This window comes from Nocardioides endophyticus (assembly GCF_039543845.1).
Taxonomy (GTDB): Bacteria; Actinomycetota; Actinomycetes; order Propionibacteriales; family Nocardioidaceae; genus Nocardioides; species Nocardioides endophyticus.
Map to the genome: position 1 here is coordinate 189,076 of NZ_BAABKN010000009.1, position 24,881 is coordinate 213,956.

General features: G+C 70.2%; 31 protein-coding genes. 21 read left to right on the forward strand and 10 right to left on the reverse strand.

Annotated features, from left to right (window positions below):
- Window positions 1–5: 5 nt before the first annotated feature.
- Genes ABEA33_RS06850 through ABEA33_RS06860 form a run of 3 tightly spaced genes read right to left on the reverse strand, consistent with a single transcriptional unit; the run spans window position 6 to window position 2,370 of the window.
- A complete protein-coding gene (locus ABEA33_RS06850) occupies window positions 6–671 on the reverse strand; it encodes an SIMPL domain-containing protein (protein ID WP_345525976.1) in 666 nt (221 codons plus the stop codon).
- A 23-nt stretch (window positions 672–694) separates the two neighbouring features.
- On the reverse strand, window positions 695–1,957 hold the full coding sequence (locus ABEA33_RS06855; RefSeq protein ID WP_345525977.1) for an MFS transporter: 1,263 nt from the start codon (window positions 1,955–1,957) through the stop codon (window positions 695–697).
- Window positions 1,954–2,370 (reverse strand): MarR family winged helix-turn-helix transcriptional regulator, encoded by a 417-nt coding sequence (locus ABEA33_RS06860; RefSeq protein WP_345525978.1) that lies wholly within the window; start codon window positions 2,368–2,370, stop codon window positions 1,954–1,956. Before ABEA33_RS06860 ends, ABEA33_RS06855 begins: the two co-directional genes overlap by 4 nt.
- A gap of 67 nt (window positions 2,371–2,437) precedes the next feature.
- On the opposite strand from ABEA33_RS06860, the gene ABEA33_RS06865 reads away from it, so the two are divergent.
- The gene (locus ABEA33_RS06865; RefSeq protein ID WP_345525979.1) at window positions 2,438–2,962 is read left to right on the forward strand and encodes a DUF1697 domain-containing protein; all 525 of its coding nucleotides are present in this window, start codon (window positions 2,438–2,440) and stop codon (window positions 2,960–2,962) included.
- Here ABEA33_RS06865 and ABEA33_RS06870 read toward each other — a convergent pair.
- On the reverse strand, window positions 2,934–4,169 hold the full coding sequence (locus ABEA33_RS06870) for an MFS transporter (protein ID WP_345525980.1): 1,236 nt from the start codon (window positions 4,167–4,169) through the stop codon (window positions 2,934–2,936). The genes ABEA33_RS06865 and ABEA33_RS06870 overlap by 29 nt on opposite strands.
- A gap of 99 nt (window positions 4,170–4,268) precedes the next feature.
- On the opposite strand from ABEA33_RS06870, the gene ABEA33_RS06875 reads away from it, so the two are divergent.
- The gene (locus tag ABEA33_RS06875; RefSeq protein ID WP_345525981.1) at window positions 4,269–6,095 is read left to right on the forward strand and encodes a bifunctional metallophosphatase/5'-nucleotidase; all 1,827 of its coding nucleotides are present in this window, start codon (window positions 4,269–4,271) and stop codon (window positions 6,093–6,095) included.
- 198 nt (window positions 6,096–6,293) lie between these two features.
- Complete coding sequence (locus ABEA33_RS06880) at window positions 6,294–7,307, forward strand: type IV toxin-antitoxin system AbiEi family antitoxin domain-containing protein (RefSeq protein WP_345525982.1); 1,014 nt, start codon at window positions 6,294–6,296, stop codon at window positions 7,305–7,307.
- 97 nt (window positions 7,308–7,404) lie between these two features.
- Here ABEA33_RS06880 and ABEA33_RS06885 read toward each other — a convergent pair whose 3' ends face one another.
- Genes ABEA33_RS06885 through ABEA33_RS06895 form a run of 3 tightly spaced genes read right to left on the reverse strand, consistent with a single transcriptional unit; the run spans window position 7,405 to window position 10,041 of the window.
- On the reverse strand, window positions 7,405–8,178 hold the full coding sequence (locus ABEA33_RS06885; RefSeq protein WP_345525983.1) for an enoyl-CoA hydratase: 774 nt from the start codon (window positions 8,176–8,178) through the stop codon (window positions 7,405–7,407).
- The gene (locus ABEA33_RS06890; protein ID WP_345525984.1) at window positions 8,171–8,746 is read right to left on the reverse strand and encodes an isochorismatase family protein; all 576 of its coding nucleotides are present in this window, start codon (window positions 8,744–8,746) and stop codon (window positions 8,171–8,173) included. Before ABEA33_RS06890 ends, ABEA33_RS06885 begins: the two co-directional genes overlap by 8 nt.
- 17 nt (window positions 8,747–8,763) lie before the next feature.
- Window positions 8,764–10,041 (reverse strand): nicotinate phosphoribosyltransferase, encoded by a 1,278-nt coding sequence (locus tag ABEA33_RS06895; RefSeq protein WP_345526296.1) that lies wholly within the window; start codon window positions 10,039–10,041, stop codon window positions 8,764–8,766.
- Window positions 10,042–10,098: 57 nt separating this feature from the next.
- On the opposite strand from ABEA33_RS06895, the gene clpS reads away from it, so the two are divergent.
- The 9 genes from clpS (at window position 10,099) to ABEA33_RS06940 (ending at window position 15,549) form a co-directional block, all read left to right on the forward strand.
- A complete protein-coding gene (gene clpS / locus ABEA33_RS06900) occupies window positions 10,099–10,389 on the forward strand; it encodes an ATP-dependent Clp protease adapter ClpS (protein ID WP_345525985.1) in 291 nt (96 codons plus the stop codon).
- Window positions 10,390–10,974, forward strand: a complete 585-nt coding sequence (locus tag ABEA33_RS06905) for a DUF2017 domain-containing protein (protein WP_345525986.1) — start codon at window positions 10,390–10,392, stop codon at window positions 10,972–10,974.
- Window positions 10,974–11,441 carry an NUDIX hydrolase gene (locus ABEA33_RS06910; protein WP_345525987.1) on the forward strand — a complete coding sequence of 156 codons (468 nt, stop codon included), beginning with the start codon at window positions 10,974–10,976 and terminating at the stop codon, window positions 11,439–11,441. Before ABEA33_RS06905 ends, ABEA33_RS06910 begins: the two co-directional genes overlap by 1 nt.
- A gap of 67 nt (window positions 11,442–11,508) precedes the next feature.
- On the forward strand, window positions 11,509–12,000 hold the full coding sequence (locus ABEA33_RS06915) for a MarR family winged helix-turn-helix transcriptional regulator (RefSeq protein WP_345525988.1): 492 nt from the start codon (window positions 11,509–11,511) through the stop codon (window positions 11,998–12,000).
- Window positions 12,001–12,048: 48 nt separating this feature from the next.
- Window positions 12,049–13,296, forward strand: a complete 1,248-nt coding sequence (locus ABEA33_RS06920; RefSeq protein WP_345525989.1) for an MFS transporter — start codon at window positions 12,049–12,051, stop codon at window positions 13,294–13,296.
- Window positions 13,290–13,727: a M67 family metallopeptidase gene (locus ABEA33_RS06925; protein ID WP_345525990.1), complete on the forward strand. Its 438-nt coding sequence runs from the start codon at window positions 13,290–13,292 to the stop codon at window positions 13,725–13,727. The genes ABEA33_RS06920 and ABEA33_RS06925 overlap by 7 nt, the downstream gene beginning before the upstream one ends.
- Before the next feature lie 13 nt (window positions 13,728–13,740).
- Window positions 13,741–14,013: a MoaD family protein gene (locus ABEA33_RS06930; protein ID WP_345525991.1), complete on the forward strand. Its 273-nt coding sequence runs from the start codon at window positions 13,741–13,743 to the stop codon at window positions 14,011–14,013.
- A 4-nt stretch (window positions 14,014–14,017) separates the two neighbouring features.
- On the forward strand, window positions 14,018–14,575 hold the full coding sequence (locus ABEA33_RS06935) for an NYN domain-containing protein (RefSeq protein ID WP_345525992.1): 558 nt from the start codon (window positions 14,018–14,020) through the stop codon (window positions 14,573–14,575).
- Between the two features lie 26 nt (window positions 14,576–14,601).
- Window positions 14,602–15,549: a PLP-dependent cysteine synthase family protein gene (locus ABEA33_RS06940; protein ID WP_345525993.1), complete on the forward strand. Its 948-nt coding sequence runs from the start codon at window positions 14,602–14,604 to the stop codon at window positions 15,547–15,549.
- A gap of 92 nt (window positions 15,550–15,641) precedes the next feature.
- Here ABEA33_RS06940 and ABEA33_RS06945 read toward each other — a convergent pair whose 3' ends face one another.
- Window positions 15,642–16,664 (reverse strand): alkaline phosphatase family protein, encoded by a 1,023-nt coding sequence (locus tag ABEA33_RS06945; protein ID WP_345525994.1) that lies wholly within the window; start codon window positions 16,662–16,664, stop codon window positions 15,642–15,644.
- Between the two features lie 100 nt (window positions 16,665–16,764).
- Here ABEA33_RS06945 and murI point away from each other — a divergent pair, with 100 nt between their 5' ends.
- Entirely contained in the window at window positions 16,765–17,586 is an 822-nt protein-coding gene (murI, locus tag ABEA33_RS06950) for a glutamate racemase (protein ID WP_345525995.1), read from the forward strand.
- Window positions 17,583–18,338 (forward strand): MBL fold metallo-hydrolase, encoded by a 756-nt coding sequence (locus ABEA33_RS06955; RefSeq protein ID WP_345525996.1) that lies wholly within the window; start codon window positions 17,583–17,585, stop codon window positions 18,336–18,338. Before murI ends, ABEA33_RS06955 begins: the two co-directional genes overlap by 4 nt.
- 107 nt (window positions 18,339–18,445) lie before the next feature.
- On the opposite strand, the gene ABEA33_RS06960 is transcribed toward ABEA33_RS06955, so the two are convergent.
- Complete coding sequence (locus tag ABEA33_RS06960) at window positions 18,446–19,057, reverse strand: response regulator (protein WP_425577370.1); 612 nt, start codon at window positions 19,055–19,057, stop codon at window positions 18,446–18,448.
- Between the two features lie 65 nt (window positions 19,058–19,122).
- Entirely contained in the window at window positions 19,123–20,289 is a 1,167-nt protein-coding gene (locus ABEA33_RS06965) for a sensor histidine kinase (protein WP_345525998.1), read from the reverse strand.
- 129 nt (window positions 20,290–20,418) lie between these two features.
- Here ABEA33_RS06965 and ABEA33_RS06970 point away from each other — a divergent pair, with 129 nt between their 5' ends.
- From ABEA33_RS06970 to ABEA33_RS07000, 7 genes are read left to right on the forward strand one after another with little or no spacing between them, the layout of a single operon-like run.
- Window positions 20,419–21,333, forward strand: a complete 915-nt coding sequence (locus ABEA33_RS06970; protein ID WP_345525999.1) for an ABC transporter ATP-binding protein — start codon at window positions 20,419–20,421, stop codon at window positions 21,331–21,333.
- A complete protein-coding gene (locus ABEA33_RS06975; protein ID WP_345526000.1) occupies window positions 21,330–22,130 on the forward strand; it encodes an ABC-2 transporter permease in 801 nt (266 codons plus the stop codon). Before ABEA33_RS06970 ends, ABEA33_RS06975 begins: the two co-directional genes overlap by 4 nt.
- Before the next feature lie 5 nt (window positions 22,131–22,135).
- Window positions 22,136–22,480 carry a hypothetical protein gene (locus tag ABEA33_RS06980; protein ID WP_345526001.1) on the forward strand — a complete coding sequence of 115 codons (345 nt, stop codon included), beginning with the start codon at window positions 22,136–22,138 and terminating at the stop codon, window positions 22,478–22,480.
- Window positions 22,481–22,506: 26 nt separating this feature from the next.
- The gene (locus ABEA33_RS06985) at window positions 22,507–22,905 is read left to right on the forward strand and encodes a hypothetical protein (RefSeq protein ID WP_345526003.1); all 399 of its coding nucleotides are present in this window, start codon (window positions 22,507–22,509) and stop codon (window positions 22,903–22,905) included.
- A gap of 34 nt (window positions 22,906–22,939) precedes the next feature.
- Window positions 22,940–23,665: a ribonuclease PH gene (rph, locus tag ABEA33_RS06990; RefSeq protein ID WP_345526005.1), complete on the forward strand. Its 726-nt coding sequence runs from the start codon at window positions 22,940–22,942 to the stop codon at window positions 23,663–23,665.
- Window positions 23,662–24,261, forward strand: coding sequence for an RdgB/HAM1 family non-canonical purine NTP pyrophosphatase (rdgB, locus tag ABEA33_RS06995; RefSeq protein ID WP_345526006.1), 600 nt, complete (start codon window positions 23,662–23,664; stop codon window positions 24,259–24,261). The genes rph and rdgB overlap by 4 nt, the downstream gene beginning before the upstream one ends.
- Entirely contained in the window at window positions 24,258–24,845 is a 588-nt protein-coding gene (locus tag ABEA33_RS07000; protein WP_345526007.1) for a lysophospholipid acyltransferase family protein, read from the forward strand. Before rdgB ends, ABEA33_RS07000 begins: the two co-directional genes overlap by 4 nt.
- Window positions 24,846–24,881: the final 36 nt, after the last annotated feature.

Sequence of the window (24,881 nt, forward strand, 5' to 3'; positions counted from 1 at the left end):
CCCCACTAGCTCGCGACGAACCTCGCGTCGACGGTCGCCGACACCGCGATGTCCTCGGGGGTGAACGCCAGGCCCGAGCCGGCTTCGGCGGCCGCGGCGCGGGAGTACATCGCCTGACCGCCGCCAGCGCCGCTCGACTGGTCGCCGAGCATGCCGGGGTCGGCGATCGCCACGCAGTGCAGGTCGCCGAGGCCGAGCGCCTCGGCGTACGTCTGCGCCTTGCGGCGGGCCTCCTCGACGGCGCGGGTGCGGACGCTGGCCACGGTGGCCTGCTTGGTCTGCTCGGTCAGGGCCCACTCGATGCCGTTGACCTGTACGCCGGGGTGGGCGGCCGCGCGTTCGACCCACTGGGCCAGGTCCTCGAAGTCGCGGAACTTGGCGCGCGTGGTCGTCCGGGCGTGGTGCACGGGCGGCTTCTGCTCGCCCTTGTTGTTGAACGGCCGCTCGGCCCACACCTGGACCCGGTCGGTGGCGTACCACGTGACCGGACCGTGCGCCGGGTCGTGCCGCGCGGCGATCCCGGCGACCAGCGCCGTCGTCCCCTGGGTGGTGCCGCTGACGACCGCGCTCCGCTCCGGCCCCTCGAACCCGACCGTCACGGTGACGGTCGCGCGCTCGGCAGGGTGGAACGAGTCGTAGGTCCCTTGGACGGTGATCACGGTCTCGGACATGCACCGATTGTGCCCGGCGTCCGTCAGGCCAGGTCGCCGAGGAGCTCCGCCTCGGCCTCGGCGGGTGAGTGCGACGCCGGGGCGCCGGCCAGCAGGGCCCGTCCGATGGTGGCAGTGCCGGCCGCCAGGATCACCACGCCAACGCCGACCGCGCCCGCGCCGAACCAGAACGGCGCGTGCACGCCGACGTGCTCGGCCAGCTTGAGCGCGACGTACGGACCCATGGCGCCGCCGGTGAAGCGCACGAAGGAGTACGCCGCGGACGCCACCGGCCGCTCGACCGGAGCGGCACCCATGACCGCTTCGGTGACCAGGGTGTTGATCACGCCGAGGAAGGCGCCCGCGACGATGATCGCCGTGGCGACCGCGGCCTCGCTGGTCGTGAAGACCGCCATCGCGACCAGGTCGAGCCCGAAGAGCACCAGCATCGCGAGCAGCGTCGGCAGAGTCCCGAACCTCCGCTGCAACCGCGGCGCGGCCACCACCGACGTGAAGGCGAGCAGCACGCCCCAGCCGAAGAACGTCCAGCCGATCTGCATGATGTCGAAGCTCGGCAACGCGAACGGGCCGGCGGCGAGCAGCGTGAAGAAGCCCAGGTTGTAGCAGATCGCGACCAGCGCGATCAGCAGCAGCGCCGGATGCCGCAGCGCGCGGAACGGGTCCGCGAGCGACGTACGACGCCCGGCCGGCGGCGTCGTCGGGAGGAAGAAGGCGGTCGCGACGAGTGCGATCGTCATCAGCACCGAGACGCCGAAGAACGGGCCGCGCCAGGACTGCTCACCGAGCAGGCCGCCGATGAGCGGGCCGGACGCGATGCCGAGGCCGAGGGCCGCCTCGAACAGGATGATCGCCTGCGCGACCGAGCCCTTCGAGGCGCTCACGATGGTGGACAGGGCGGTCGCTACGAAGAGCGCGTTGCCGAGCCCCCAGCCGGCGCGGAACCCGATGATCGCGCCGACCGAGTTCGACGAGCCGGCGAGCGCCGCGAAGACGATGATCAGCACCAGGCCGGAGAGCAGCGTGCGCTTCGGGCCGATCCGGCTCGATACGACGCCGGTCACGAGCATCGCGACGCCCATGATCGCCATGTAGCTGGTGAAGAGGAGCGACACCTGGCTCGGCGTCGCGTCGAGCTTCGCCGCGATCTCCTTGAGGATCGGATCCACGAGCCCGATGCCCATGAACGCGATCACGCAGGCGAAGGCGACGGCCCAGACGGCGCGCGGCTGCTTGAGGAAGGATCCCGTCTCTTCGACGGTCCCGGTAGACGGAGCGGGGTGGTTCACGGCGTGCCTTCCTGGAGGACTCCTCGCAGCACGGCGACGGCCGTGGCGAGGTCCTCGGTGGTGAGGTCCGGATGCGCGTCGACGAGCGCGGCCACGCGTTCGCCGTGGAGACGGCGGACGCGGGCCAGCTCGGCGCGACCCGAGTCGGACAGTGTGACGACGGTGCCGCGGGCGTCGACCGGGTTGGGGGCCTTGGTGACCCAGCCCTGGTCGACGAGCTGGGCCACTGCGGCCGACATGGTCGGCTGCGAGCAGCGGTCGAGCTCGGCGAGCTGGGTGATGCCCATCGGGCCGGCCTCGTCGATGAGGGAGATGATCCGCGTCGCCGCGGGCAGCTCCAGCTCGCGCCGTACGGCGCGCACCAGGCGGGCCGCGTGGACGACCAGATCGCTGGCGAGCTCGGTGTCGGTCACGGGCTCCACGTTACATAGGCAACCTATGTAAAACTAGGTGAGCCGGCCCACACGGCATGATGCGGGCATGGCGACGTACATCGGCTTCCTGCGGGCGATCAACCTCGGTGCGAAGCGGAAGTTCCCGAAGGCTGCCATCGCGAAGGCGGTCGAGGCCGCCGGGTTCACCGAGGTCGAGACCTACATCAACACCGGCAACGTCCGCTTCGACACGACCTTGCGGTCACGGGCGAAGATCGAGGCGGCGCTGGAGAAGGCCTTCGAGGCGGAGGCCGGCTTCGCGGTGCCCACGATCGTCTTCACGCAGAAGGAGCTCAGCGCGATCGCGGACGAGGCGGCGTCGTACGGGCATGGCGGCAAGCACTACGTCTCGCTGCTCAAGGACGTGCCCACGGCGGCCGCGGTCAAGGCGCTCGAGGAGACGAGCACGGCGGACGAGGTGGCCCGCGTCGGCGGGCGTGCGGTGCACCTGCTGCTGGGCGAGAACTACCACGAGGCCAGGCTGACGAACGCCGCCATCGAGAAGCAGCTCGGCATCGCCACCAACCGCAACCTGACGGTGATCAGGGCGCTCGCGGAGAAGTGGTGCTGACCCGTGGCAGGTCGCGCACCGAACGGGACAGGAGCGTCAGCAGGGCAACGGCGAGGTAGACGACACCGCCGACCAGCAGCACATCCTGGGTGCCGAACACCGAGGCCAGCGGACCGAACGTGAGCTGGCCGATCGGGATCGCCACGAACGAGCCGAGCATGTCGTAGGAGTAGGCGCGCGAGAGCATCTCGTCGGGCACGTTCTCCTGCATCGCGAGGTTCCAGCCGAGGCCGAAGACCTCGATGCCCATGCCGCCGACGAAGGCCGCGACCATCACCCACGCCGTCTGCGGGTGCAGCCCCATCACGATCATCGGCACCCCGAAGAGCGCGACGCCGATCATCCCCCAGTAGAGCGGGCGCTGCAGCGGGATGCGCAGCATCAGCAGGGTCATCGCGAACAGTCCAACGGCCTCGGCCGACATGATCAGACCCCAGCCGTGGGCGCCGATGTCGGTGTCGTTGGCGAGGACCGGCCCGAGCGTGAGGAGCCCGCCGGCGTGGATGGCGTTGAGGACGCCGAACGCCAGCACGACGACCCACAACCACGTCGTACGCCGGAAGAAGTCCCAGCCGTCCGCGAGCTCCCGGATCATCGACGGCTCGGTGCCCGTGCGGGCTCGCGCCGGGAGGCGGACGGGGATCAGCAGCAGTGCTGCCGCGAGCCAGGTGACCGCGTCGACCGCCAGCGCCCACCCAGGACCGACGGTGACGACGAGACCGGCCGCCACCGTGGGGCCGAGGATCGCGAGGGCGTTGCGTGACATCGAGATCAGCACGTTGGTCGGCTGGAGCTGGTCGCGCGCGACCAGCGCCGGCACGATGCCGGCGAGCGCCGGCAGGCTCATCGCCGAGAGTGTGCCGTTGAGCGCGGAGAGCGCCACGAAGTGCCACAGCTCGGCGTGGCCCGACAGCAGCAGCGCGGCGAGCAGACCCTGGCTGACGGCGGCGCCGACGTTGGAGAGCTGGATGACGAGGGTCCGGCCCAGCCGGTCGGCCACGACGCCACCGAGGAGCAGGAACACCACCTGGGGGATACTGTGCGCCGCGAGCACCAGTCCGAGCGAGCCGGCGGAGTCGCTGATGTGGAGGACCGCGAACGCGAGTGCGACGGGCGCCATCGTCGTACCGGACAGGTTGACCAGCCGCGAGGAGAAGTACCACCGGAACCGCGACTCCCGGAGCGGCGCGGTCGCGGAGGTGAACATCTCGCGGCAGATGATGCCATCCCTTGTGCCCGGCCCGCGCGCGAGATAGAACGGCAGGGCTCTGAACCGTTCTCGGGAGGAATGTCAGTGTCTGAAGCTATGCCTTCGCGTCGTGCCGTCATCGCCGGTGGTGTCACCGGCACCGCGGCTCTCGCCGTCGCCGGCTACACCCCGTCGGCGTACGCCGACGGCCACCACCGTCGGCCCGACCGGGTGCGGCTGACCGTGCTCGGCACGACCGACCTGCACGGCAACGTCTTCAACTGGGACTACTTCAAGAACGCGGAGTACGACGACGCCGCGCACAACGACATCGGGCTGGCGAAGGTCGCGACGCTGATCAAGGCGCTGCGGCGCGAGCGTCGTGGCGAGCCGGTCCTGACCCTCGATGCCGGCGACACGATCCAGGGCACCCCGCTGGCCTACTACTACGCGAAGATCGACCCGATCACCGGTGGCGCCGCGCATCCGATGGCGCGGGCGATGAACGAGGTCGGGTACGACGCCGCCGCGCTCGGCAACCACGAGTTCAACTACGGGCTCGACACGCTGCGCACCTTCGAGGAGCAGTTGGACTTCCCGCTGCTCGGCGCCAACGCGGTCGACCCGGCGACGAAGCGGCCGGCCTTCCAGCCGTACCTGATCAAGCACTACCGCGTGGGCCGCGGTCGCACGCTGAAGGTCGGCATCCTCGGGCTCACCAACCCGGGCATCGCGATCTGGGACAAGGCCAACGTCGAGGGCAAGATGGAGTTCCCAGGGCTGGTCGAGCAGGCGAAGAAGTTCGTGCCGGATCTCAAACGGCGTGGCTGCGACCTCGTCGTGATCTCCGCGCACTCGGGAGCGGCCACCTCCTCGTCGTACGGCGACGCGCTGCCCTACCCGGAGAACGCCTCGTCGCTCCTTGCGGCCCAGGTGCCCGGCGTCGACGCGATCCTCGTGGGGCACGCGCACGTGGAGATCGCTCAGCAGTACGTCGAGAACGAGACGACCGGCCAGCAGGTGCTGCTGTGCGAGCCGTCCTACTGGGGTCGCCGGCTGGCCGTCATGGACTTCGTCGTCGAAGAGACGCGCTCGCGTCGTGGTCGGGGCTGGCGCCTCGTCACCGCGACGTCGCAGGTACTCAACTCCAACGCGGTTGCCGAGGATGCGCGGGTCGCGCGGGCGGTGCGCGAGCAGCACGACACCGTGGTCGGCTACGTGAACTCTCCCGTCGGCACCTCGGCCGCTGCGCTCTCTGCGGCCCGGGCGGTCGTCGAGGACGTGCCGATCATCGACTTCGTCAACTACGTGCAGGCCGACGCGGTGAAGGCCGGCCTGACCGGCACCGACGCCGCGCTGCCGGTGCTGTCGATCGCCGCGCCGTTCAACCGGTCGGCGTCCTTCCCGGCCGGGCAGGTCACCATCCGCGACGTCGCCGGTCTCTACATCTACGACAACACCCTGCTCGGCGTACGCGTCACCGGCGCGGAGGTGAAGGCCTACCTGGAGTTCTCGGCCCGCTACTTCAAGCAGCTCTCGGGCACCGGGCCGTTCACGATGGACCAGGTGACGAACGCCGTCACCGACCTGGCGCCCAACGGCACCCCGGACTACAACTTCGACTCCGTCGCCGGTCTCGACGCCCCGCTCACCTACGACATCGACATCTCCGCCGCCCCCGGCTCGCGGATCGTGGGGCTCGCGTACGGGGGCGTACCGGTGACCGATGCACAGCAGTTCGTGCTCGCGGTCAACAACTACCGCCAGTCCGGCGGCGGGGGCTTCCCGGCCGTGTCCACCGCTCCGGTGGTCTACAACCGGCAGAACGAGATTCGCCAGCTGCTCATCGACTGGGTGATCGCGAACGGCACCATCGACCCCGCCGAATTCGCCTCCGTCGACTGGCGGCTGGTGTCGGGTGGGGCGCCGATCACGGTGAGCTGAGCTCGCGGCATCACCGCTTGTAACGCGGTGTTGTGGGATCTGGTGACCCCGTTCTGACGGGTTCCTGGACCCCATAACACCGCGTTACAAGGGACCGCGGCGCCGCTTCCCGTCCACAGTCCTGGGCAGCAGCGGCCCTGTCCACAGGTCGGCCCCCGGACCGCGCGGGCCGGCGACCTTCCGGGTGATCGTCGGCGGATGAAGATGCAGCCGAGGTTCGCCCACTACTTCATTCATCAGCACGGCCTCATCCTGCGGCGCCAAGCACTCGCCGCCGGCATGACGCCGGAGCAGGTCAAGATGCTGTTGCGCACCCGCGAGTGGGTCGCCGTTCGCCGCGGTGTCTACACGACCAGGACTCATTGGGAGTCGTTGGACCCGTACGTCGGGCGTCCGCAGCTCGAGGTCTGGGCGGCGACCTTGACCACGACCACGCCTCACTTGGTCAGTCACGACTCGGCGGCGTACCTGCACGGACTGCCGATCCTCGAGGCCAGTCCTCGCCTGGTGCACGTCACCCGGGTCGGTGTCCTCGGCGGGAGGACGCGCCACGGGATCAAGCACCACAAGGCGCCGGTGCGCATCGAGCAGATCGGCTTCATCGACGACCACCCGGTGCTCGACGTTCCGCGGACAGTGGCAGACATCGGGCGTGAGCACGGACTGCGGCACGCGATCGTGGCGGCGAACTCGGCCTTGCGGCGAGGCGAGTCGCGCCGCGCGCTCCAAGATGCCGTCGCCGACATGACGAGCTGGCCGTATGTCACCGTGCCCCGACTTGCAGCCGAGTGGGCGGATGGTCGTTGTGAGAACCCGGGAGAGGACCTGACGATGCTGTTGCTCAAGCAGCTCGGGGTCGGTCTGGTGCAGCCGCAATTCGGTCTGCAGGAGCGCGGTCGTGTCGCGTGGGTGGACTTCCGGATCGGTCGCCATCTCTTCGAGTTCGACGGCTGGGTCAAGTACCAGCGCCAGGAGGCTGGCGGGTACGCCGACCGGTCCGCCGACGAGGTGATGTGGGACGAGAAGCGCCGGCAGGACTGGTTGTGTGGCTTCAAGCTCGGGATGTCGCGGATCGTTTGGTCGGACGTCCAGCCAGACACCTGGGAGCGCACCCAGGATCGGCTGCTACGCGAGGTCCTCGACACCAACGCCCGGTTCGGGACCTCGATCGACGACTTGGCGCCGTACGTCATCCGGCGGCGGCGCCGGTGACCGTTGGCTTGTAACGCGGGGTTATGGCATCTGGTGACCCGTTCTGACGGGTCCCTAGACCCCACAACACCGCGTTACATGCGACGGCGGGCGTCGCTCACTCGCCGCGGAAGACCGGCTTCCGGCCCTCGACGAAGGCGTCCAGCCCCTCGGTGAAGTCCCGGGTGGTGAAGAGCGCGCGCTGGCCGGAGTGCTCGCGGGCGAGGGCGTCCTCGAGGTGGGGGAGGGTGGCGGCGTTGATCGCCTTCTTGATGCCGGTCTGGGCGATGGCCGGGCCAGCGGCCAGCCGGCGCGCGAGGCGGGAGACCAGGTCCGCGAACTCCGCGTCCGGGGCGACGTGGGTGATCAGGCCGCAGGCGAGTGCGTCGGCGGCCGACATGGGCTCGCCGAGCAGTGCCATCCGCATCGCGCGGGCTCGGCCGATGGACGCGGCGACGGTGGCGGACGAGCCCCCGTCGGTCATCAGGCCGATCCGCGCGAAGGGCAGCAGGAAGGTGGCGGACTCGGCGGCCACGATGATGTCGGAGACCAGTGCGGCCGAGCAGGCGACCCCGGCGGCGATCCCGTTGACGGCCGCGAGGACCGGCTTGTCGAGCCCGACGACGGCCCGGATCACCCGGTTGGCGCCGTCCATGGTCTCGACCGGGTGCTCGGGCGCGAGCCGCAGCGATGCCATGTCGGCGCCGGCACTGAAGCCGGCTCCGGTGCCCGTGATGACGACGACGCGTACGTCGTCCCGGGCACGCGCGCGCTCGAGCTCGGTCGCCAGGGCGACCATCATCTCGCCGTCGACGGCGTTGAGGATCTCGGGACGGTCGAAGGTCAGCCAGAGCACGCCGTCCTCGAGCCGCACCTGCAGGTGCTCAGACAACGGACACCCCAGCGGCCCGCATCTCGTCCAGTGCCGCCGCCGTTGTCTCCGGAGCGACGCCCGCGCACAGGTCGGCCAGCAGCCTGGTCGCGAAGCCCGCACCGGCCGCGTCCAGAACGGTCGCCCGCACGCAGTAGTCGGTCGCGATCCCGCAGACGTCGACCGACGTCACCTCGTGCGACCGCAGCCAGTCCACCAGAGCGACGCCGTCGACGGTGGACCCCTCGAAGCCGGAGTACGCCGCCGCCGCCTCGCCCTTGAGGAAGATGGCGTCGAACGGCTGCGGGTCCAGGTTGGGGTGGAACGCCTCGCCGTCGGTGCCGACCCGGCAGTGCACCGGCCACGACTCGGCGAAGTCAGGCTCACGCGACCAGTGCCCGCCGGGATCGACGTGGTGGTCCTTGGTCGCGACGACGTGGTCGTACGCCGGGGCGTCCTGCGCCTTCGCGGACCACGCCCGCAGGAGGGTGCCGATGTCGGCGGCCACGCGTGCTCCGCCGGCGACGGGCAGCGAGCCACCCTCGCAGAAGTCGTTCTGCACGTCGGTCACGATCAGCGCGCGCTTCATGCCTGTGACCCTAACCGTCATTCGTGGACGGTCGGGATGACCGGCTCGCCGCGCGACATCTGCTGGCTCGCGACGGGCAGCTCCGCCCGCGACGCGAGGTGTCGTGCCCGTGCGTCGGCCAGCGACTCCCGCCCGACGACCTCGCCGGCCCGCACTAGAGGCACCAGCAACGCGCGGTCGTCGCCGTCGTCGGTCGGCCGGTGCCCGATCCCGATGACCTCGGCCTCCGCCACGCCCGACGTCGTACGCCGACGCAACGCGTACTTGCGGCCGCCGACCGAGATCTTGTCGACGCTCTTCTTGGCCACCGACATCAGCTCGCCCGACCCGGACTCGCGCGCGACCAGCTTGTAGACGAAACCGCACGTCGGGTGCCCGCTGCCGGTCACGAGCTCGGTGCCGACGCCGTACCCGTCGACCGGCGCCGCCGCCAGCGACGAGATCGCGTGCTCGTCCAGGTCACTGGTCACGATGATCCGCGTGCCCGTCGCGCCGAGCGCGTCGAGCTGCGCCCGGACCTCCGTCGCGAGCACGGCCAGGTCGCCCGAGTCGAGGCGTACGGCGCCCAGGCCTGGTCCCGCGATCTCGACCGCGCCGCGCACCGCGTCGGCCACGTCGTACGTATCGACCAGCAGGGTGGTGTCCTTGCCGAGTGACGCGACCTGCGCGCGGAAGGCCTCGCCCTCGCTGTCGTGCAGGAGCGTGAAGCTGTGAGCGCTGGTGCCGGTCGTCGGCACGCCGTACCGCTGCCGGGCGGCGAGGTTCGAGCTTGCCGCGAATCCCGCGACGTACGCCGCCCTGGCGGCCGCCACCGCCGCCTCCTCGTGGGTCCGCCGCGAGCCCATCTCGATGCACGGCCGGTCGCCAGCGGCGAGCGTCATCCGCGACGCCGCCGACGCGACCGCCGAGTCGTGGTTGTAGATCGACAGCAGCACGGTCTCGAGCAGCACCGCCTCGGCAAAGGTCGACTCGACCACCAGCAGTGGGGAGAACGGGAAGTAGGTCTCGCCCTCGCCGTAGCCCCAGATGTCGCCGGAGAAGCGGTACGACGCCAGCCAGTCCAGCGTCGGACCGTCGACGACCTCCTCCAGAACCGTCAGGGTCTCTGCGTCGAAGGTGAACCGCTCGATGGCGTCGAGCGCGCGTCCGACTCCCGCGACGACGCCGTACCGCCGCCCTTCGGGGAGCCGCCGGGGGAAGAGCTCGAAGACCGATCGCCGGTGAGCGGTCTCGGACTGCAGGGCGGCCTGCAGCATCGTGAGCTCGTAGTGATCGGTCAGCAGTGCGGTGCTCAGCAGGTGCCCCGGTACGGGTGGAGTGGCCACGATCGACAGTGTGCCAACATTGAGGACGTGACCGCGCCCGTCGAGGTCGAGCCGACCACCACACCAGACGAGATCGTCCAGACGGCCAAGCCGTGGGTGACGATCGTCTGGAACGATCCGGTCAACTTGATGTCCTATGTGACCTACGTCTTCCAGAAGTACTTCGGGTACTCCAAGAAGAAGGCGGAGAAGCTGATGATCGAGGTGCACGAGGACGGGAAGTCCGTGGTCAGCCACGGCACCCGCGAGGAGATGGAGCGCGACGTGCAGGCGATGCACGAGTACGGCCTCTGGGCGACGATGGACAAGCAGGACTGAATGAGTGGGTTTCACCGGCACCGCCGCAGCAAGCTGATCATCGCGAACTTCTCCGGCTTCGAGGCCGACCTGCTGCGTTCGCTCGCGGGCCAGCTGGTCGAGCTGCTGCGCAACGAAGCCGCGGTCCCGCGAGACGACATCGACCCCTTCGAGGCGCTGATGGACTTCTCCGGACCGACCCAGGAGCCCGAGGACCCGGTGCTCGCCCGGCTCTTCCCGACCGCCTACCCCGACGACGAGGAGGCCGCCTCCGAGTTCCGCCGGTTCACCGAGGGCGGGCTGCGCGATGGCAAGGCGGCCGCCGCGATCGCGATCATCGACGGTCTCGAGGAGGCCGGGCTCCCGCAGGAGCTGACCGAGGACGGGCTGATGATCGACGTCGAGCTCGACGCGCCGACCGCGGAGATGTGGATGCGGTCCTTCACCGACCTGCGCCTCGCCCTGGCGACCCGACTCGGCGTCGAGGAGGGCGACGAGGCCTACTGGCACTCGCTGCCCGAGGACGACCCGCGCGCCCAAGCGCACGACATCTACGAGTGGGTCGGCTACCTGCAGGAGACCCTCGTGGGAGCGCTGAGCAGCTGATGCCGATCCCGCCGTTCGTCGCCGAGCTGCGCACGCTGATCGGTACCCGGCAGCTGTGGCTGCCCGGCGTCACCGCCGTCGTACGGCGGGGCGACGAGCTGCTGCTCACGAAGCGCGCCGACAACGGGGAATGGTCACCCGTGACCGGCATCGTGGATCCGGGCGAGGAACCTGGCGTCACGGCCGCGCGCGAGTCCCTGGAGGAGGCGGGGGTCGTGGTCACCGTGGACCGGCTCGTCTCGGTCGGCGTCATCCCCGACGTCGTGTACGAGAACGGCGACCGCGCCGCGTACCTGGACCTCACGTTCGCCTGCACGTGGGTCTCGGGCGAGGCTCGCGTCGCAGACGACGAGAATGTCGACGTCCGTTGGTGGCCCATCGGTGGCCTTCCGACAATGACGGACTCGATCCGGCAGCGGATCGACAACGTCCTGGCCGGCGAGGCAGCCGCCCGGTTCCACCGCTGAACGTCCGCGCCGACAACGTCTGTTGACAGATCGTTCTGCAGCGGAGCGTTCTGGCTACAGTCGAGGTATGTCCCGAACGTCTGCCAGCCCACCACCGGTCGACTTGTCGTTCCTGCTCAACCAGGCGTCGTACGCGCTCGCCGCCCAGCTCGGCGCCGCGCTCGACGAGATCGGCATCAGCGTGCGGGAGTACTGCGTGCTGTGGAAGGCCGAGGAGCAGGAGCGCCCGCAGACCGCGATCGCCGAGCTCGCGGGCCTCGACAAGACGACCATGGTCGTGACCCTCGACGCCCTGGAGCGCGCCGGGTACGCCGAGAGGCGGGTGTCCTCGACGGACCGCCGGGCGCGGGTCGTGGCGGTGACGCCGGCCGGCCGACAGGTGCTGCACCGGGCGTTCGGTGTCGTCGGTGAGGTGATCGACCGAGTGCTGCTCGACCTCGACGAGGTGCGCCGGGCGGCGCTGGTCGACGCGCTCGAGATCCTCACCCGCGGGTCGCTCTCGACACCCTCGCACACCGCGCCGCAACGGCGCCGAAGAGTTCCTTCCGCAACGACATAGGTCTATTGAAGATAGTTTTGTACGGGATGATTTGCTACGGTCTTTTCTATGACCGACTCATCCCGTTCCCGCACCTGGGCGCTGGCCGCGCTCACCGCCACCCAGCTGATGGTGATCCTCGACGGCACCATCGTGAACGTCGCGCTGCCGACCATCCGCGCCGACCTCGGGTTCTCCGGGACCGGCCTGGCCTGGGTCGTCAACGCCTTCTTCGTCGCCTTCGCGCTGTTGCTCCTCCCGGCGGGACGGCTGGCCGACCTGGTCGGCGCACGACGCGTCTTCCTCGGCGGACTGGTGGGCTTCACGGCCGCCTCGGCGCTCTGCGGCCTTGCTCCCAGCGCTGAGCTCCTGGTCGGCGCGCGCTTCCTCCAGGGCGTCGGCGGCGCGCTCGCCTCGGCCGTGGTCCTCGGCATGATCACCCGGCTCTTCGAGGACGACGAGCGTCGGCGCACCCAGGCCTTCGGCCTGCTCGCCTTCGTCGGAGCGGCCGGAGCCTCCATCGGCGTGGTGGCGGGCGGACTGCTCGTCGATCTCGCGTCCTGGCGGTGGGTGTTCCTGGTCAACGTCCCGATCGGTCTGCTGACCGCCGTCGTCGCGCTGCGTCACCTCGGCCCGGTTCACGGAGACCGGACAGGCCGGGGGAGCGGGAGCGGTCTCGTGCCCGCCGTCCTCTTCCGCTCGCGCCGCTTCGTTGTCGCGAACGGCGTCCTGCTCACCATGACGATGGCCGGGTTCAGCTTCCAGTTCCTCAGCGCGCTCTACCTCCAGGACGTCCTGGGCCTCGACCCGATGGCCACCGGCCTCTCCTACCTCCCGGTGACCCTGGCCATCGCCGTCTCCTCCCTGGTGCTCAGCGGCCGTCTCGCGGAGAGGTACGGCGCGGCGCGCGCGCTCGTCGGTGGACTCGTCCTGTTCGTCGGCGGCCTGCTGCTCCTTGCGCGCACGCCCGCCGACGGGACGTTCTGGATCGACGTAGCGCCGGCGTTCCTGGTCATGGGCGCCGGGTTCGGCCTGGCGATGCCGCAGGTGACGTCGGTGGCGATGTCAGATGCCCCGAGCGAGCACAGCGGAGCGGCGTCCGGGTTGGTCACCACCACCCAGCAGGTCGGTGGAGTGATCGGCCTGGCCGTGGTCAGCGTGGTCGCGGACGGCGCCGGACTGGGTGCCGGTCTCCTGGTGGCTGCGGTCGTGCTCGCGGGCGGTACCACGCTGGCGACGACCCTGCTGCGCACCGGTCCGCGAGCCGGGCGGCTGCCGGCCGAGCAGCCTCCTGCCCCTACCCTGGAGCGGTGCTGACCATCGACCGCGCGACGTACGACGGCATCGTCGCCCACGCCAAGCGTGACCACCCGGACGAGGCGTGCGGCGTCGTGGCCGGCCCCGAGGGCAGCGACCGCCCGGAGCGGCTGATCGAGATGGTCAACGCGGCCGGGTCGCCGACGTTCTACGAGTTCGACTCCACGGACCTGTTCCAGCTCTACAAGGAGATGGACCAGCGCGACGAGGAGCCGGTGGTCGTCTACCACTCCCACACCGCGACCGAGGCCTACCCCAGCCGCACCGACATCGGCCTCGCGAGCGAACCCAACGCCCACTATGTTCTGGTGAGCACGCGCGAGCACGGGAATAACCCCGGTGCCGTGGAGTTCAGGTCTTACAGGATCGTCGACGGCGAAGTGACCGAAGAAGAGGTCGCCGTCGTGGACGAGCTGACAGCAAGCAACTGAGGAGTCACAACCCATGGCCATCGAGGTCCGGATCCCCACCATCCTGCGCAACTACACGGGCGGCGAGAAGGCGGTCAGTGCCGACGGCGCCAGCCTGAGTGCTCTGATCGACGACCTCGAGGTCAACCACCCGGGCATCAAGGACCGGTTGATCGAGAACGGCGACCTGCGCCGGTTCGTCAACGTCTACGTCAACGACGAGGACGTCCGCTTCATCGGTGGCCTCGAGGCCGAGCTCAGCGACGGCGACCAGGTCGTCGTGCTCCCGGCTGTCGCTGGGGGATGAGGCCATGAGCGCGCGTCGTACTTTCGTCCTCGTCGACGGCGAGAACATCGACGCGACGCTCGGCAATTCGCTGCTGGGCCGACGCCCCGCGCCCGAGGAGCGGCCCCGCTGGGAGCGGGTGACCGAGTTCGCCGAACGCACCTGGGGCCAGCCCGTCACCGGGCTCTTCTTCCTCAATGCGAGCAACGGCAACCTGCCGTCGTCGTTCGTCCAGGCGCTGCTGGCGATGGACTACCGCCCGATCCCGTTGGCCGGTGGGTCCGACCAGAAGGTCGTCGACGTCGGCATCCAGCGCACGCTCGACGCGCTGCTGACCCACGACGATGCCGACGTGCTGCTGGCCAGCCACGACGCCGACTTCGTCGAGCACCTCGGTGCGTTGCTCGGGGGTGGCCGCAAGCTGGGCCTGATCGGGCTGCGCGAGTTCATGAGCACCCAGCTCACCGGGCTCGGCGTCCCGCTCTTCGATCTCGAGGACGACGTCAACGCCTTCATCCAGCCGCTCCCGCGGGTGCGCATCATCCCGCTCGCGGAGTTCGACCCCGAGCGCTTCCTCCGCTGACGACCACGAATGGCATCCTGAGACCCATGCGCTTCGACAACCTCCTCGCCTCCGTCGGTGGTACGCCGCTGGTGGGGCTCCCGAGACTGTCGCCGAGCCTCGACGTGCGCCTCTGGGCGAAGCTCGAGGACCGCAACCCGACCGGCTCGATCAAGGATCGCCCGGCCCTGAAGATGATCGAGGAGGCGGAGAAGGACGGCACGCTGCGTCCCGGCTGCACCATCCTCGAGCCGACGTCCGGCAACACCGGCATCTCGCTGGCCATGGCCGCCAAGCTCAAGGGATACCGGATCGTCTGCGTGATGCCGGAGAACACCTCCGAGGAGCGCCGCCAGCTGCTCCGGATGTGGGGCGCCGAGGTCGTGTCCTCACCCGCGGCCGGTGGCTCCAACGAAGCCGTCCGCGTCGCCAAGAAGGTCGCCGCCGAGCACCCCGACTGGGTGATGCTCTACCAGTACGGCAACGCCGCGAACGCGCTCGCGCACGAGCAGGGCACCGGCCCGGAGCTGCTGGCCGACCTGCCCTCGATCACGCACTTCGTCGCCGGGCTCGGCACCACCGGCACGCTGATGGGTGTCAGCCGCTACTTCCGCGGCGCCAAGCCCGACGTGCGGATCGTCGCCGCCGAGCCGCGGTACGGCGAGCTCGTCTACGGCCTGCGCAACCTCGACGAGGGCTTCGTCCCCGAGCTGTACGACGCCGACCTGATCGACTCGCGCTTCTCGGTGGGCCCGCGCGACGCCGTCCGCCGGGTGCGCGAGCTGCTCGAGCTGGAGGGCATCTTCGCCGGCATCTCCACCGGCGCGATCCTGCATGCCGCGCTCGGCCAGGCCGCCAAGGCGATCAAGGCAGGGGAGACCGCCGACATCGCGTTCGTGGTTGCCGACGGCGGCTGGAAGTACCTGTCGACCGGTGCCTACGAAGGCACCATCGACGACGCCGAGAGCCGCCTCGACGGCCAGCTCTGGGCGTGATCAGGGACGCGAAGCAGACCTGATCGTTTGGTGGTCGAGCAGCGACCGCGGCCGACGGAGCGTGTCGAGACCCGGCGAGGTACCCAGGACCCTCAACTCACGTCGAGGTCCTGCGCGAGGTTGAGCTCGCTGCCCGGGATGGCCTGCAGACCCAGCAGGTCGAGGGCGAGGTTGCCGAGGTCGCCGTTGCGCACCGGCTGCCGCTTCGCCGCGTACGTCGGGCGCTTGGTCCCGGGGTCGCGGTAGTCGGCGTTGAGGTCGTAGAGGTCGCCCGCGCGCACGCCGGCGCCCCACGCGACGAACGGGATGCGGTAGTCGGACAGCACCTTCGGCGAGTGCGAGGTGCTTCCCTCGAGGAAGCCGTGGTCGGCGGTCAGTACCAGGGTGACGTCGGCCAGGCTCGGGTGCGAGTCGATCGCGGCGAGCAGCTCGCCGAGGTGCCGGTCCGTGCGGCGTACGGCGTTGAGGTACTGCGCCGACATGCCGCCGTACAGGTGGCCGAACCGGTCCGGCAGTGACACGTGCAGGAACGTGAACGAGCGGTCGGTCGACTCCAGGTCCGCGATCGCGGTGCGCACCAGGCGCCGCTGGTCCTCGTTGACGACGAAGCGGTCGATGCCGCGCTTCCACGAGCGCTTGTAGAGCGCGAACTTCTCCTTGGTGGAGAAGAGGGCGGCCGAACCACCGTTGGCGTGGACCTCGCTGAAGACCGACTTGACCGGGTGTCCCGCCGCGCGAGCGACGGTCATCCGCCGGCGGTCGTCGTCCCACGTCACACCGTGGCCGCCGTGGCGGCGGTCGATCCGGCGGCTGGTCATCATGCTCGTGTGGTTGGGGAGCGTGACGTTCTGCTCGTACTCCGTGCGCGCGTTGAGCGTGCCAGCGCCCTCCGCGAGGAGCCGGGTGAAGGTCGGTGCGCCCTCGACGCCCAGGCGGGTGATCGCCTCGGTGTTGAGGCCGTCGACGGAGATCCCGACGACCCGGGTCGCGCTCGACGCCGGCTCGCGGTGGGTCGAGGCGCCGGAGGGCGCGGCCGCCTGTCCGGACGCTGCACCGGCGGGCACGAGCAGGGTCAGGGCGAGCAGGCAGGCGAGGGGTCCGAGACGCGACGACATGCGCCCGACGGTACCTGCCGTCCACGCCGTGACCCGCATCTCCAGTGACGTCGGTCGCGTGTGCTCCCGGGCGGGGGTCGGACGCTCTAGCCTTGCGTCCGTGCACGACCTGACCAGCGCCGACCGGGATGCCCCCATCGGCATCTTCGACTCCGGCTTCGGTGGCCTGACCGTGGCGCGGTCCGTCATCGACCAGCTGCCGCACGAGTCGATCGTGTACGTCGGCGACACCGCTCGTCAGCCCTACGGGCCGAAGCCGATCGGCGAGGTCCGCGAGTACGCCCTGGAGTGCCTCGACCACCTCGTCGCCCTCGGCGTGAAGGCGCTCGTCATCGCGTGCAACTCCGCCAGCGCCGCGATGCTCCGCGACGCCCGGGAGCGCTACGACGTGCCCGTCGTCGAGGTGATCCTGCCGGCGACCCGGCGCGCGGTCGCGGCCAGCCGCACCGGCCGCATCGGGGTGATCTGCACGCACGCAACGGCCGAGTCGATGGCGTACGACGACGCGTTCGCGGCCGCCCCGCACGTGGAGCTCTTCACCCGGGCCTGCCCTCGGTTCGTGGACTTCGTCGAGGCCGGCATCACCGGAGGCGACGAGCTCATCGGGGTCGCCCACGAGTACCTCGACCCGCTCATCTCCGACGGCGTCGACACGGTGATCCTCGGTTGCACCCACTACCCCCTGCTCACCGGCGTGATCTCCTACGTCATGGGCGACAACGTGACGCTGGTCAGCAGCGCCGAGGAGTGCGCCAAGGACGTCTACAAGATGCTGGTGCGCACCGAGCTCATGCGGCCCGGCGGTGACCCGTCGTACACGTTCCTCACCACCGGCTCGCCCGGCGAGTTCGAGACCATCGGCACCCGGTTCCTCGGCCCCGAGCTCGGCGTCGCGTCCCAGTTCGTCGGGGGCCTGGCATGAGGCTGACCATCGTCGGCTGCTCCGGCAGCTACCCGGGTCCGGAGTCCCCGGCCAGTTGCTACCTGCTGGAGGCAGATGACGGGGACCGCACCTGGCGGGTGCTGGCCGACTTCGGCAACGGCGCCCTCGGCGCGCTGCACAAGTACGTCGACCCGCTCAGGATCGATGCCGTGCTGGTCAGCCACCTCCACGCCGACCACTGCCTCGACCTCTGCGGCTACTACGTGCTGCGCAAGTACCACCCCGACGGCGCGCAGCCGCGCATCCCGGTGTGGGGGCCGCAGGGCACCGCCGAGCGGATGGCTCGGGCCTATGACCTGCCGATCGACCCGGGGATGACCGCGGAGTTCGACTTCCGGGAGTGGTCCGACCCGGTGACCATCGGCCCGTTCACCGTCACCCCGGTGCCGGTCACCCACCCGGTGCCGGCGTTCGGCCTCCGGATCAGCGCCGACGGCGCCACGGTCGGCTACACCGGCGACACCGGGCCCTGCGACGCCGTGGACGAGGTCGCCCGCGACGCCGACCTCTTCCTGGCGGAGGCGTCCTTCCTGGAGGGCAAGGACAACCCGCCCGACCTGCACCTCACCGGAGCCGACGCCGGTGCGGCCGCGGCCCGGGCCGGCGCGCGGCAGCTGGTGCTGACGCACGTGCCGCCCTGGCACGATCCCGAGCTCCCGCTGGCCGAGGCACGCGCGGCGTACGACGGACCCGTGGCGCTGGCGCGCGCCGGCGCGGTATACGACCTCTGACTGGATTCGAGACGCGCCGCGCGTCCCGTCGCTGCGCTCCGGTCCGTGTCGGCGCTCCTCAATCTTCGGGCCAGGTCCGGGACTTCGCAGGCTCAGCCCCGGGGCCCTCAGCTCAGTCCAGCGTCGTGAACGCAGATCGCGATCTGCACCCGGTTGGTCACCTGGAGCTTGTCGAAGAGCCGGGAGACGTGTGCCTTCACGGTCGGAACCGAGAGGTAGAGGTCGGCCGCGATCTCGGCGTTGCTCAGGCCGCGACCGACGGCCAGCGCGACCTGGCGCTCGCGGTCGGTGAGCCCGTCGAGCATCAGTTGGGCCTGATCGGCCCGCTCCCGTCCGGCGTCAGCCGGCTCCGTCTTGTCCACGCGCAGCCGGCGGATCAGCGTCCGCGTCACCGAGGGCGAGAGCATCGGCTCGTCGTCGACCACCTTGCGAATGGCGGCGACGATCTCCGGGGGCGGGGTGTCCTTCAGCAGGAACCCGTCCGCGCCCGCTGCCAGCGCCTCGACCACGTGCTCGTCGGCGTCGAACGTCGTCAGCACGATCACCCGTGGCGGGTCCGGCCTCGTGTGCAGCTCGCGGGTCGCGGCGAGCCCGTCGACCCGCGGCATCCGGATGTCCATGAGCACCACGTCGGGGCGCAGCTCGGAGGCCAGCCGGATGCCCTCGAGGCCGTCGGCGGCCTCTCCGACGACCTCGAGGTCGGCCTGACCACCGAGCATCAGGCCGAGCGCGGAGCGCACGAGGGGGTCGTCGTCGACCACGAGGACGCGAGTCGGCGGGGTCTTCACGTTCCCCACGGTATCCACCCGTACAGCACGAACGTGGACCCGTCGCGCCGGGCCTCCAGGCGTCCGCCGCGCAGTTCGGCACGCTCGGTCAGGCCGATCAGCCCGAGCCCGGCCCCCGGCGTCTGGGTCGGCCCGAAGCCGAGCGGGTTGCGGAGCACCACGTCGATGCCGTCGTCGGGGGAGCCGGCGATGCGCACCGTCAGCATCGCCCCGGGCGCGTGCTTGCGGGCGTTGGTCATCCCCTCCTGCACGATCCGGTAGACGGTGCGGCCGGCACCGTCCGGGACCTTGTCGCCGCCGTCGCCCTGGACGACGAGGTCCTCCAGCTCGATCCGCAGCCCGGCGTCCCGGGCCTCGGCGACCAGGCACGGGAGGTCGGCGTACGTCGGCTGTGGCGCGCTGTGCCGCTCGCCGGTGTCGTCGCGGAGCACGCCGAGCACGTCGCGGAGGTCGGTCAGGGCCTCGTGCGCCCGGTCACGGATCACGCCGGCGCTGGCCCGCATCTCCGTGGTGGAGAGGTCCTCGCGATAGGCGAGGGCGCCGGCGTACATCGAGATCTGCGAGATGCGGTGGGCGAGCACATCGTGCATCTCCCGGGCGATCCGGGCGCGCTCGTTGCCGCGCGCCTGCCCGACCCGGGCCTCCTGTTCGGCCTCGGCGCGCTCGGCGCGGTTGCGCAGGGTCCAGATCAGCTCGCGACGGGAGCCGATGTACATGCCCCAGCCGAGCATGGCGCCGGTCGCGATCGCGTTCGCGACCAGGATCAGCCAGGCGGAGTCGTCCTCCTTGCTGGTGACGGTGCTGAAGAACTGCGCCGCGGCGAAGTTCAGCGAGCCGACGACCGCGATCTCGCGCCACCGGCGCCGGGTGGCCAGGGAGACGGCTGCGAGGACGGCCGGGCCGCCCGCCGTACCGGACACCGCACCGAACAGGGCGAGCACGATCGCGATGGCGAAGGGATGCCGGCGCCGGAAGAAGACCAGGACGAAGGCGACCACGCCGAGGGCAACGTCGACCGCCCACCACAGCTCGGACCGGTCGGCCTCGACGTCCGCCGCCGGGAGCCACACGAGCGAGCTGATCCCGAGCATCAGCAACACCCGCCACACGTGGCTCCACAGCCGCAGCGGCGGCTGGTACTCCTCAGGGGCGGGTCGGTCCACGCGGCAAGGCTAGGCCGCCGCCGTCTCGGGCGGAGCGGCCGTCGGTCGTCGGTGGCCCCCTACTTTGGTCAGCGCGACACGAGCCCGGCGGACGATGTGAGACCCCGGTCCATAGGGCACGCTGGAGCCATGATCACGGTCGAAGGACTCACCAGGAAGTACGGCGCGTTCACCGCGGTGGACGACGTCAGCTTCGTCTGCCAGCCCGGGAGGGTGACCGGCTTCCTCGGTCCCAACGGCGCCGGCAAGACGACCACGATGCGCGTGATGGTCGGGCTCACCCCTCCCTCGTCGGGGCGGGTGACCATCGGCGGTCACCTCTACCAGGACATCCCCAACCCCGGACTGCACGTCGGCGTCCTGCTCGACGCATCGGCGCAGCACGCAGGCCGCACCGGCCGCGAGATCCTCACGATCGGCGCCCAGACCATGGGTCTCCCGTCTTCGCGGGTCGACGAGATGCTGGAGCTGGTCTCGCTGAGTCCGTCGGAGTCGAAGCGTCGGCTCCGCAACTACTCCCTCGGCATGAAGCAGCGCCTCGGCATCGCCCACGCGCTGCTCGGTGACCCGTCCGTGCTGATCCTCGACGAGCCCGCCAACGGCCTCGACCCGGCCGGCATCCGGTGGATGCGCGGCCTCCTCAAGGGGTACGCCGACCGGGGCGGCACCGTCCTGCTGTCCAGCCACCTGCTGCACGAGGTGGAGATGATCGCCGACGAGATGATCCTGATCGGCCGCGGCAAGATCGTCGCCCAGGGCGACAAGAAGTCGCTGCTCGCAGGTGCGGCGACTGCCACGACCCTGGTCACGTCCCTCGACAACGCGGCCCTGGATGCCGCGCTGACGGCCAAGGGCTTCGACGTCCAGGCGGCGGGTGAGGGCCTCAAGGTAGGCACCGAGTCCGTCGAGGTCGGACGCACCGCTGCCGAGAACAACATCGTGCTGACCGATCTGCGGTACGGCGGCGCCGGGCTCGAGGATCTCTTCCTCGAGCTCACCGCCGACACCCAGCGCGAAGCTGCCACCGAAGGAGTCCAGGCATGAGCGCCACCGCCGCACTCGGACAGATCGACATCGCCTCGACCCAGCACGTGCCGATGTCCCGGCTCGCGAAGGTCGAGTTCCGCAAGGCCTTGGACACCCGCGCCGGCCGTTGGTTCACGATCTCCATCGTCGGGCTCGTGCTGGTCGTCGAGGTCATCTACGCCCTGGTGGCCGACGAGGGCGACAAGGACTACGGCGACTTCCTGAGCATCGCCGGCGGCGTGCTCGGCTACTTCCTGCCGATCCTGATCATCATGCTGGTGACCAGCGAGGCCAGCCAGCGCAACGGCCTGGTGACCTTCACCCTCGAGCCGCGGCGACCCAGGGTGGTGGTGGCCAAGTTCATCGCCGGCATCGCGCTCGGCGTCTCGGTGATGGTCATGGGCGCCGTCGTGGCGGCCGTCGGCACCGTGGTCGGGATGCTGGTCGGTGGCACTCCTGAGTGGTCGGTCGACGGCAACCTGCTCTTCAACGGGTTCGTGCTCGCCAACCTGATCGGCATCTTCATCGGGTTCGCGATCGGCATGTTGCTGATGAACACGCCCGCGGCGATCGTCGGGTACTTCGCCTACAGCCTGATCCTGCCGATCGCGGTGAGCATCTTGAGCGAGCTCAGCGACGGCTTCGACAAGATCGCGCCGTGGATCGAGTTCAACACGGCTCAGATGCCTCTCTTCTCGGGTGACTACACGCCGACCGGCGAGGAGTGGGCGCAGATCGCGGTGTCCGGCACGATCTGGCTCATCATCCCGCTCGCGCTGGGGATCATGCGGCTGCTGCGCATCGAGTTCAAGTAGCCGCTGTGGACATCTCTGGGACGGCACCCACGCCGTTCCTCCGGCTGGTCCGGGTGGAGCTGCGCAAGTCGTACGACACCCGGGCCGGCTTCTGGCTCATCATGTCGATCGGCCTGCTCGTGCTCGCGGCGGAGATCATCGCTGTCGCCGTGACCGCCGCGCAGGACGAGCCCATGCAGTTCGGCGACTTCATCGGGGTGGCCGCGTTCCTCACGTCGTTCCTGCTCCCCGTGCTGGGGATCATGCTCGTCACCACGGAGTGGAGCCAGCGCAGCGCGATGGTGACCTTCGCCCTCGAGCCGCGTCGAACGCTGGTGATCGCGGCGAAGCTGCCGTCGGAGTCGTACTGACCTTCATCACCGTTGTGGTCTCGATCGTGATCGGACTCGTCGCCAACCTGTCGTACGGGCTGCTCCAGGGGGAGTTCGACTGGACCTTCGGCTGGCCGGACCTGGGCGCATTCCTGATCACCCAGGTCCTCGCGATGCTCGGTGGCTTCGCACTGGCCGCGCTGCTGTTGAACACCTCAGCCGCCATCGTGGTCTTCTTCCGCTACAAGTGGGTGCTGCCCGGGCTGTTCGCGGTCGCTGCCGCGCTGATGGGCTGGTTCGAGAAGCTCGCCCCGTGGATCGACTTCCAGTCGGCGCAGGGGGCCATCTGGGACTGGTCGAGCTCGGGGAAGGACTGGGCGCAGCTGGTCGTGTCCGGCATCGTCTGGCTCGGACTGCCGCTCTGCTTCGGCATCGGCAGGATCCTGCGTGCCGAGGTGAAGTGAGCCTCGGGGGGCGACGCCTACTAGGGTCGCCCCCATGAGCACCCCACGCGAAGATGGCCGGGCCGACGACGAGCTGCGACCGGTGACGATCACCCGCAACTGGCTCGACCACGCGGCGGGCTCCGTCCTCATCGAGTTCGGCAAGACCAAGGTGCTGTGCGCTGCCTCGGCGTCCGAGGGCGTCCCGCGCTGGCGCAAGGGCTCGGGGCTCGGCTGGGTGACGGCGGAGTACGCGATGCTCCCGGCGTCGACCAACACCCGCTCCGACCGTGAGTCGGTGAAGGGTCGCATCGGCGGCCGCACTCACGAGATCAGCCGCCTGATCGGCCGCTCGCTGCGCGCGGTGATCGACTACAAGGCGCTCGGCGAGAACACCATCCAGCTCGACTGCGACGTGCTCCAGGCCGACGGTGGCACCCGCACCGCCGCGATCACCGGGGCATACGTCGCCCTCGCCGACGCGATCGCGCACCTCCGCTCGACCGGCGCGCTCAAGGGTGAGCCGCTCACCGGCTCCGTCGCCGCGATCAGCGTCGGCATCATCGACGGCGTACCCCGCCTGGACCTGCCGTACGTCGAGGACGTCCGAGCCGAGACCGACATGAACGTCGTGATGACCGGCGAGGGCAAGTTCGTCGAGGTGCAGGGCACCGCCGAGGGTGCGGCGTTCGACCGCGCCGAGCTCGACGCGCTGCTGGCGTTGGCCGAGAAGGGGTGTGTCGACCTCACCCGCCTCCAGCAGGACGCGCTGGCGAGATGAGGGTCTTCCTCGCCTCGCGCAACCTCAAGAAGATCGCGGAGATGGAGCGCATCCTCCGCGAGCACCTCCCTGACGTCGAGGTCCTGGGCATCGACCAGGTCGACGGCTACGACGAGCCGGTCGAGGATCAGGCGACGTTCGAGGGCAACGCGCTGCTCAAGGCGCGCGCCGGCGTACTGGCCACCGGGCTGCCGTCGCTCGCCGACGACAGCGGGCTGTGCGTGGACGCGCTCAACGGGATGCCGGGCGTGCTCTCGGCCCGCTGGTCGGGTCCCCCCAAGAGCGACCAGCGCAACAACGAGCTCCTGCTCGCCCAGCTCGAGGACGTGCCCGACGAGCGGCGTACGGCGCACTTCCACTGTGCCGTCGCGTTCTGCCACCGCGACGGTGAGGAGCTGACCAGCGGCACCATGCCCGGTCGGGTCATCCGGGAGGTCCGGGGGAGCGGCGGGTTCGGCTATGACGTGCTGTTCGAGGCCGAGGCGCGTCCTGGCCTGACGACCGCAGAGCTCAGCATCGAGGACAAGGACGCGATCTCGCACCGAGGCTGGGCGCTGCGCCGGATGTCGCCGATCGTCGCTCGGATCCTGCGATGACGCGCCACTTCTTCATCCGGCGCAACCTGGCGAGGTTGCTGCTGAAGCTGTCGCGCTGGAAGACCGTCGGCGAGGTGCCGCGCAAGGGCATCCTGGTCGGCGCCCCGCACACGTCCAACTGGGACTGGGTGCTGACCATGCTGCTCGCCTGGGACAACAACGTGCAGATCCGGCTGCTGGTCAAGCACTCGTTCTTCAAGGGGCCGCTGGCGCCGATCATGCGGGCCAGCGGCGCGGTGGAGCTCGACCGGACCAACCCGGGCGCCACGATCCGGACGCTGCTGGCCGACGCCGAGACCGACGAGACCTTCCTGCTCGGCATCGCGGCCGAGGGCACCCGCAGCAAGGGGGAGTACTGGAAGTCCGGCTTCTACCGGATCTCCCAGCAGACGGGCCTGCCGATCACGCTCGCCTTCCTCGACGCACCGTCGCGCACCGTGGGCTGGGGTCCGACCTTCGCACCGACCGGCGACGTGGTGGCCGACATGGACCGGATCCGCGAGTTCTTCGCCGACAAGACCGGCTTCCGGCCCGAGCTCACCACGACCCCGCGTCTGCGCGAGGAAGAGCGTCAGACCGGCTGAGGCGCCTTGGCCAGCCGCGTGGCGAGCGGGACGCCC

Bases quoted from the DNA above. Each gene is read 5' to 3' on its own strand.
- ABEA33_RS06850 (WP_345525976.1), bottom strand. From the start codon at position 671: ATGTCCGAGACCGTGATCACCGTCCAAGGGACCTACGACTCGTTCCAC.
- ABEA33_RS06865 (WP_345525979.1), top strand. From the start codon at position 2,438: ATGGCGACGTACATCGGCTTCCTGCGGGCGATCAACCTCGGTGCGAAG.
- ABEA33_RS06870 (WP_345525980.1), bottom strand. From the start codon at position 4,169: ATGTTCACCTCCGCGACCGCGCCGCTCCGGGAGTCGCGGTTCCGGTGG.
- ABEA33_RS06875 (WP_345525981.1), top strand. From the start codon at position 4,269: ATGCCTTCGCGTCGTGCCGTCATCGCCGGTGGTGTCACCGGCACCGCG.
- ABEA33_RS06880 (WP_345525982.1), top strand. From the start codon at position 6,294: ATGAAGATGCAGCCGAGGTTCGCCCACTACTTCATTCATCAGCACGGC.
- ABEA33_RS06890 (WP_345525984.1), bottom strand. From the start codon at position 8,746: ATGAAGCGCGCGCTGATCGTGACCGACGTGCAGAACGACTTCTGCGAG.
- ABEA33_RS06905 (WP_345525986.1), top strand. From the start codon at position 10,390: ATGAGTGGGTTTCACCGGCACCGCCGCAGCAAGCTGATCATCGCGAAC.
- ABEA33_RS06910 (WP_345525987.1), top strand. From the start codon at position 10,974: ATGCCGATCCCGCCGTTCGTCGCCGAGCTGCGCACGCTGATCGGTACC.
- ABEA33_RS06915 (WP_345525988.1), top strand. From the start codon at position 11,509: ATGTCCCGAACGTCTGCCAGCCCACCACCGGTCGACTTGTCGTTCCTG.
- ABEA33_RS06920 (WP_345525989.1), top strand. From the start codon at position 12,049: ATGACCGACTCATCCCGTTCCCGCACCTGGGCGCTGGCCGCGCTCACC.
- ABEA33_RS06930 (WP_345525991.1), top strand. From the start codon at position 13,741: ATGGCCATCGAGGTCCGGATCCCCACCATCCTGCGCAACTACACGGGC.
- ABEA33_RS06935 (WP_345525992.1), top strand. From the start codon at position 14,018: ATGAGCGCGCGTCGTACTTTCGTCCTCGTCGACGGCGAGAACATCGAC.
- ABEA33_RS06940 (WP_345525993.1), top strand. From the start codon at position 14,602: ATGCGCTTCGACAACCTCCTCGCCTCCGTCGGTGGTACGCCGCTGGTG.
- ABEA33_RS06945 (WP_345525994.1), bottom strand. From the start codon at position 16,664: ATGTCGTCGCGTCTCGGACCCCTCGCCTGCCTGCTCGCCCTGACCCTG.
- ABEA33_RS06955 (WP_345525996.1), top strand. From the start codon at position 17,583: ATGAGGCTGACCATCGTCGGCTGCTCCGGCAGCTACCCGGGTCCGGAG.
- ABEA33_RS06960 (WP_425577370.1), bottom strand. From the start codon at position 19,057: ATGCTCGGTGGTCAGGCCGACCTCGAGGTCGTCGGAGAGGCCGCCGAC.
- ABEA33_RS06970 (WP_345525999.1), top strand. From the start codon at position 20,419: ATGATCACGGTCGAAGGACTCACCAGGAAGTACGGCGCGTTCACCGCG.
- ABEA33_RS06975 (WP_345526000.1), top strand. From the start codon at position 21,330: ATGAGCGCCACCGCCGCACTCGGACAGATCGACATCGCCTCGACCCAG.
- rph (WP_345526005.1), top strand. From the start codon at position 22,940: ATGAGCACCCCACGCGAAGATGGCCGGGCCGACGACGAGCTGCGACCG.
- rdgB (WP_345526006.1), top strand. From the start codon at position 23,662: ATGAGGGTCTTCCTCGCCTCGCGCAACCTCAAGAAGATCGCGGAGATG.
- ABEA33_RS07000 (WP_345526007.1), top strand. From the start codon at position 24,258: ATGACGCGCCACTTCTTCATCCGGCGCAACCTGGCGAGGTTGCTGCTG.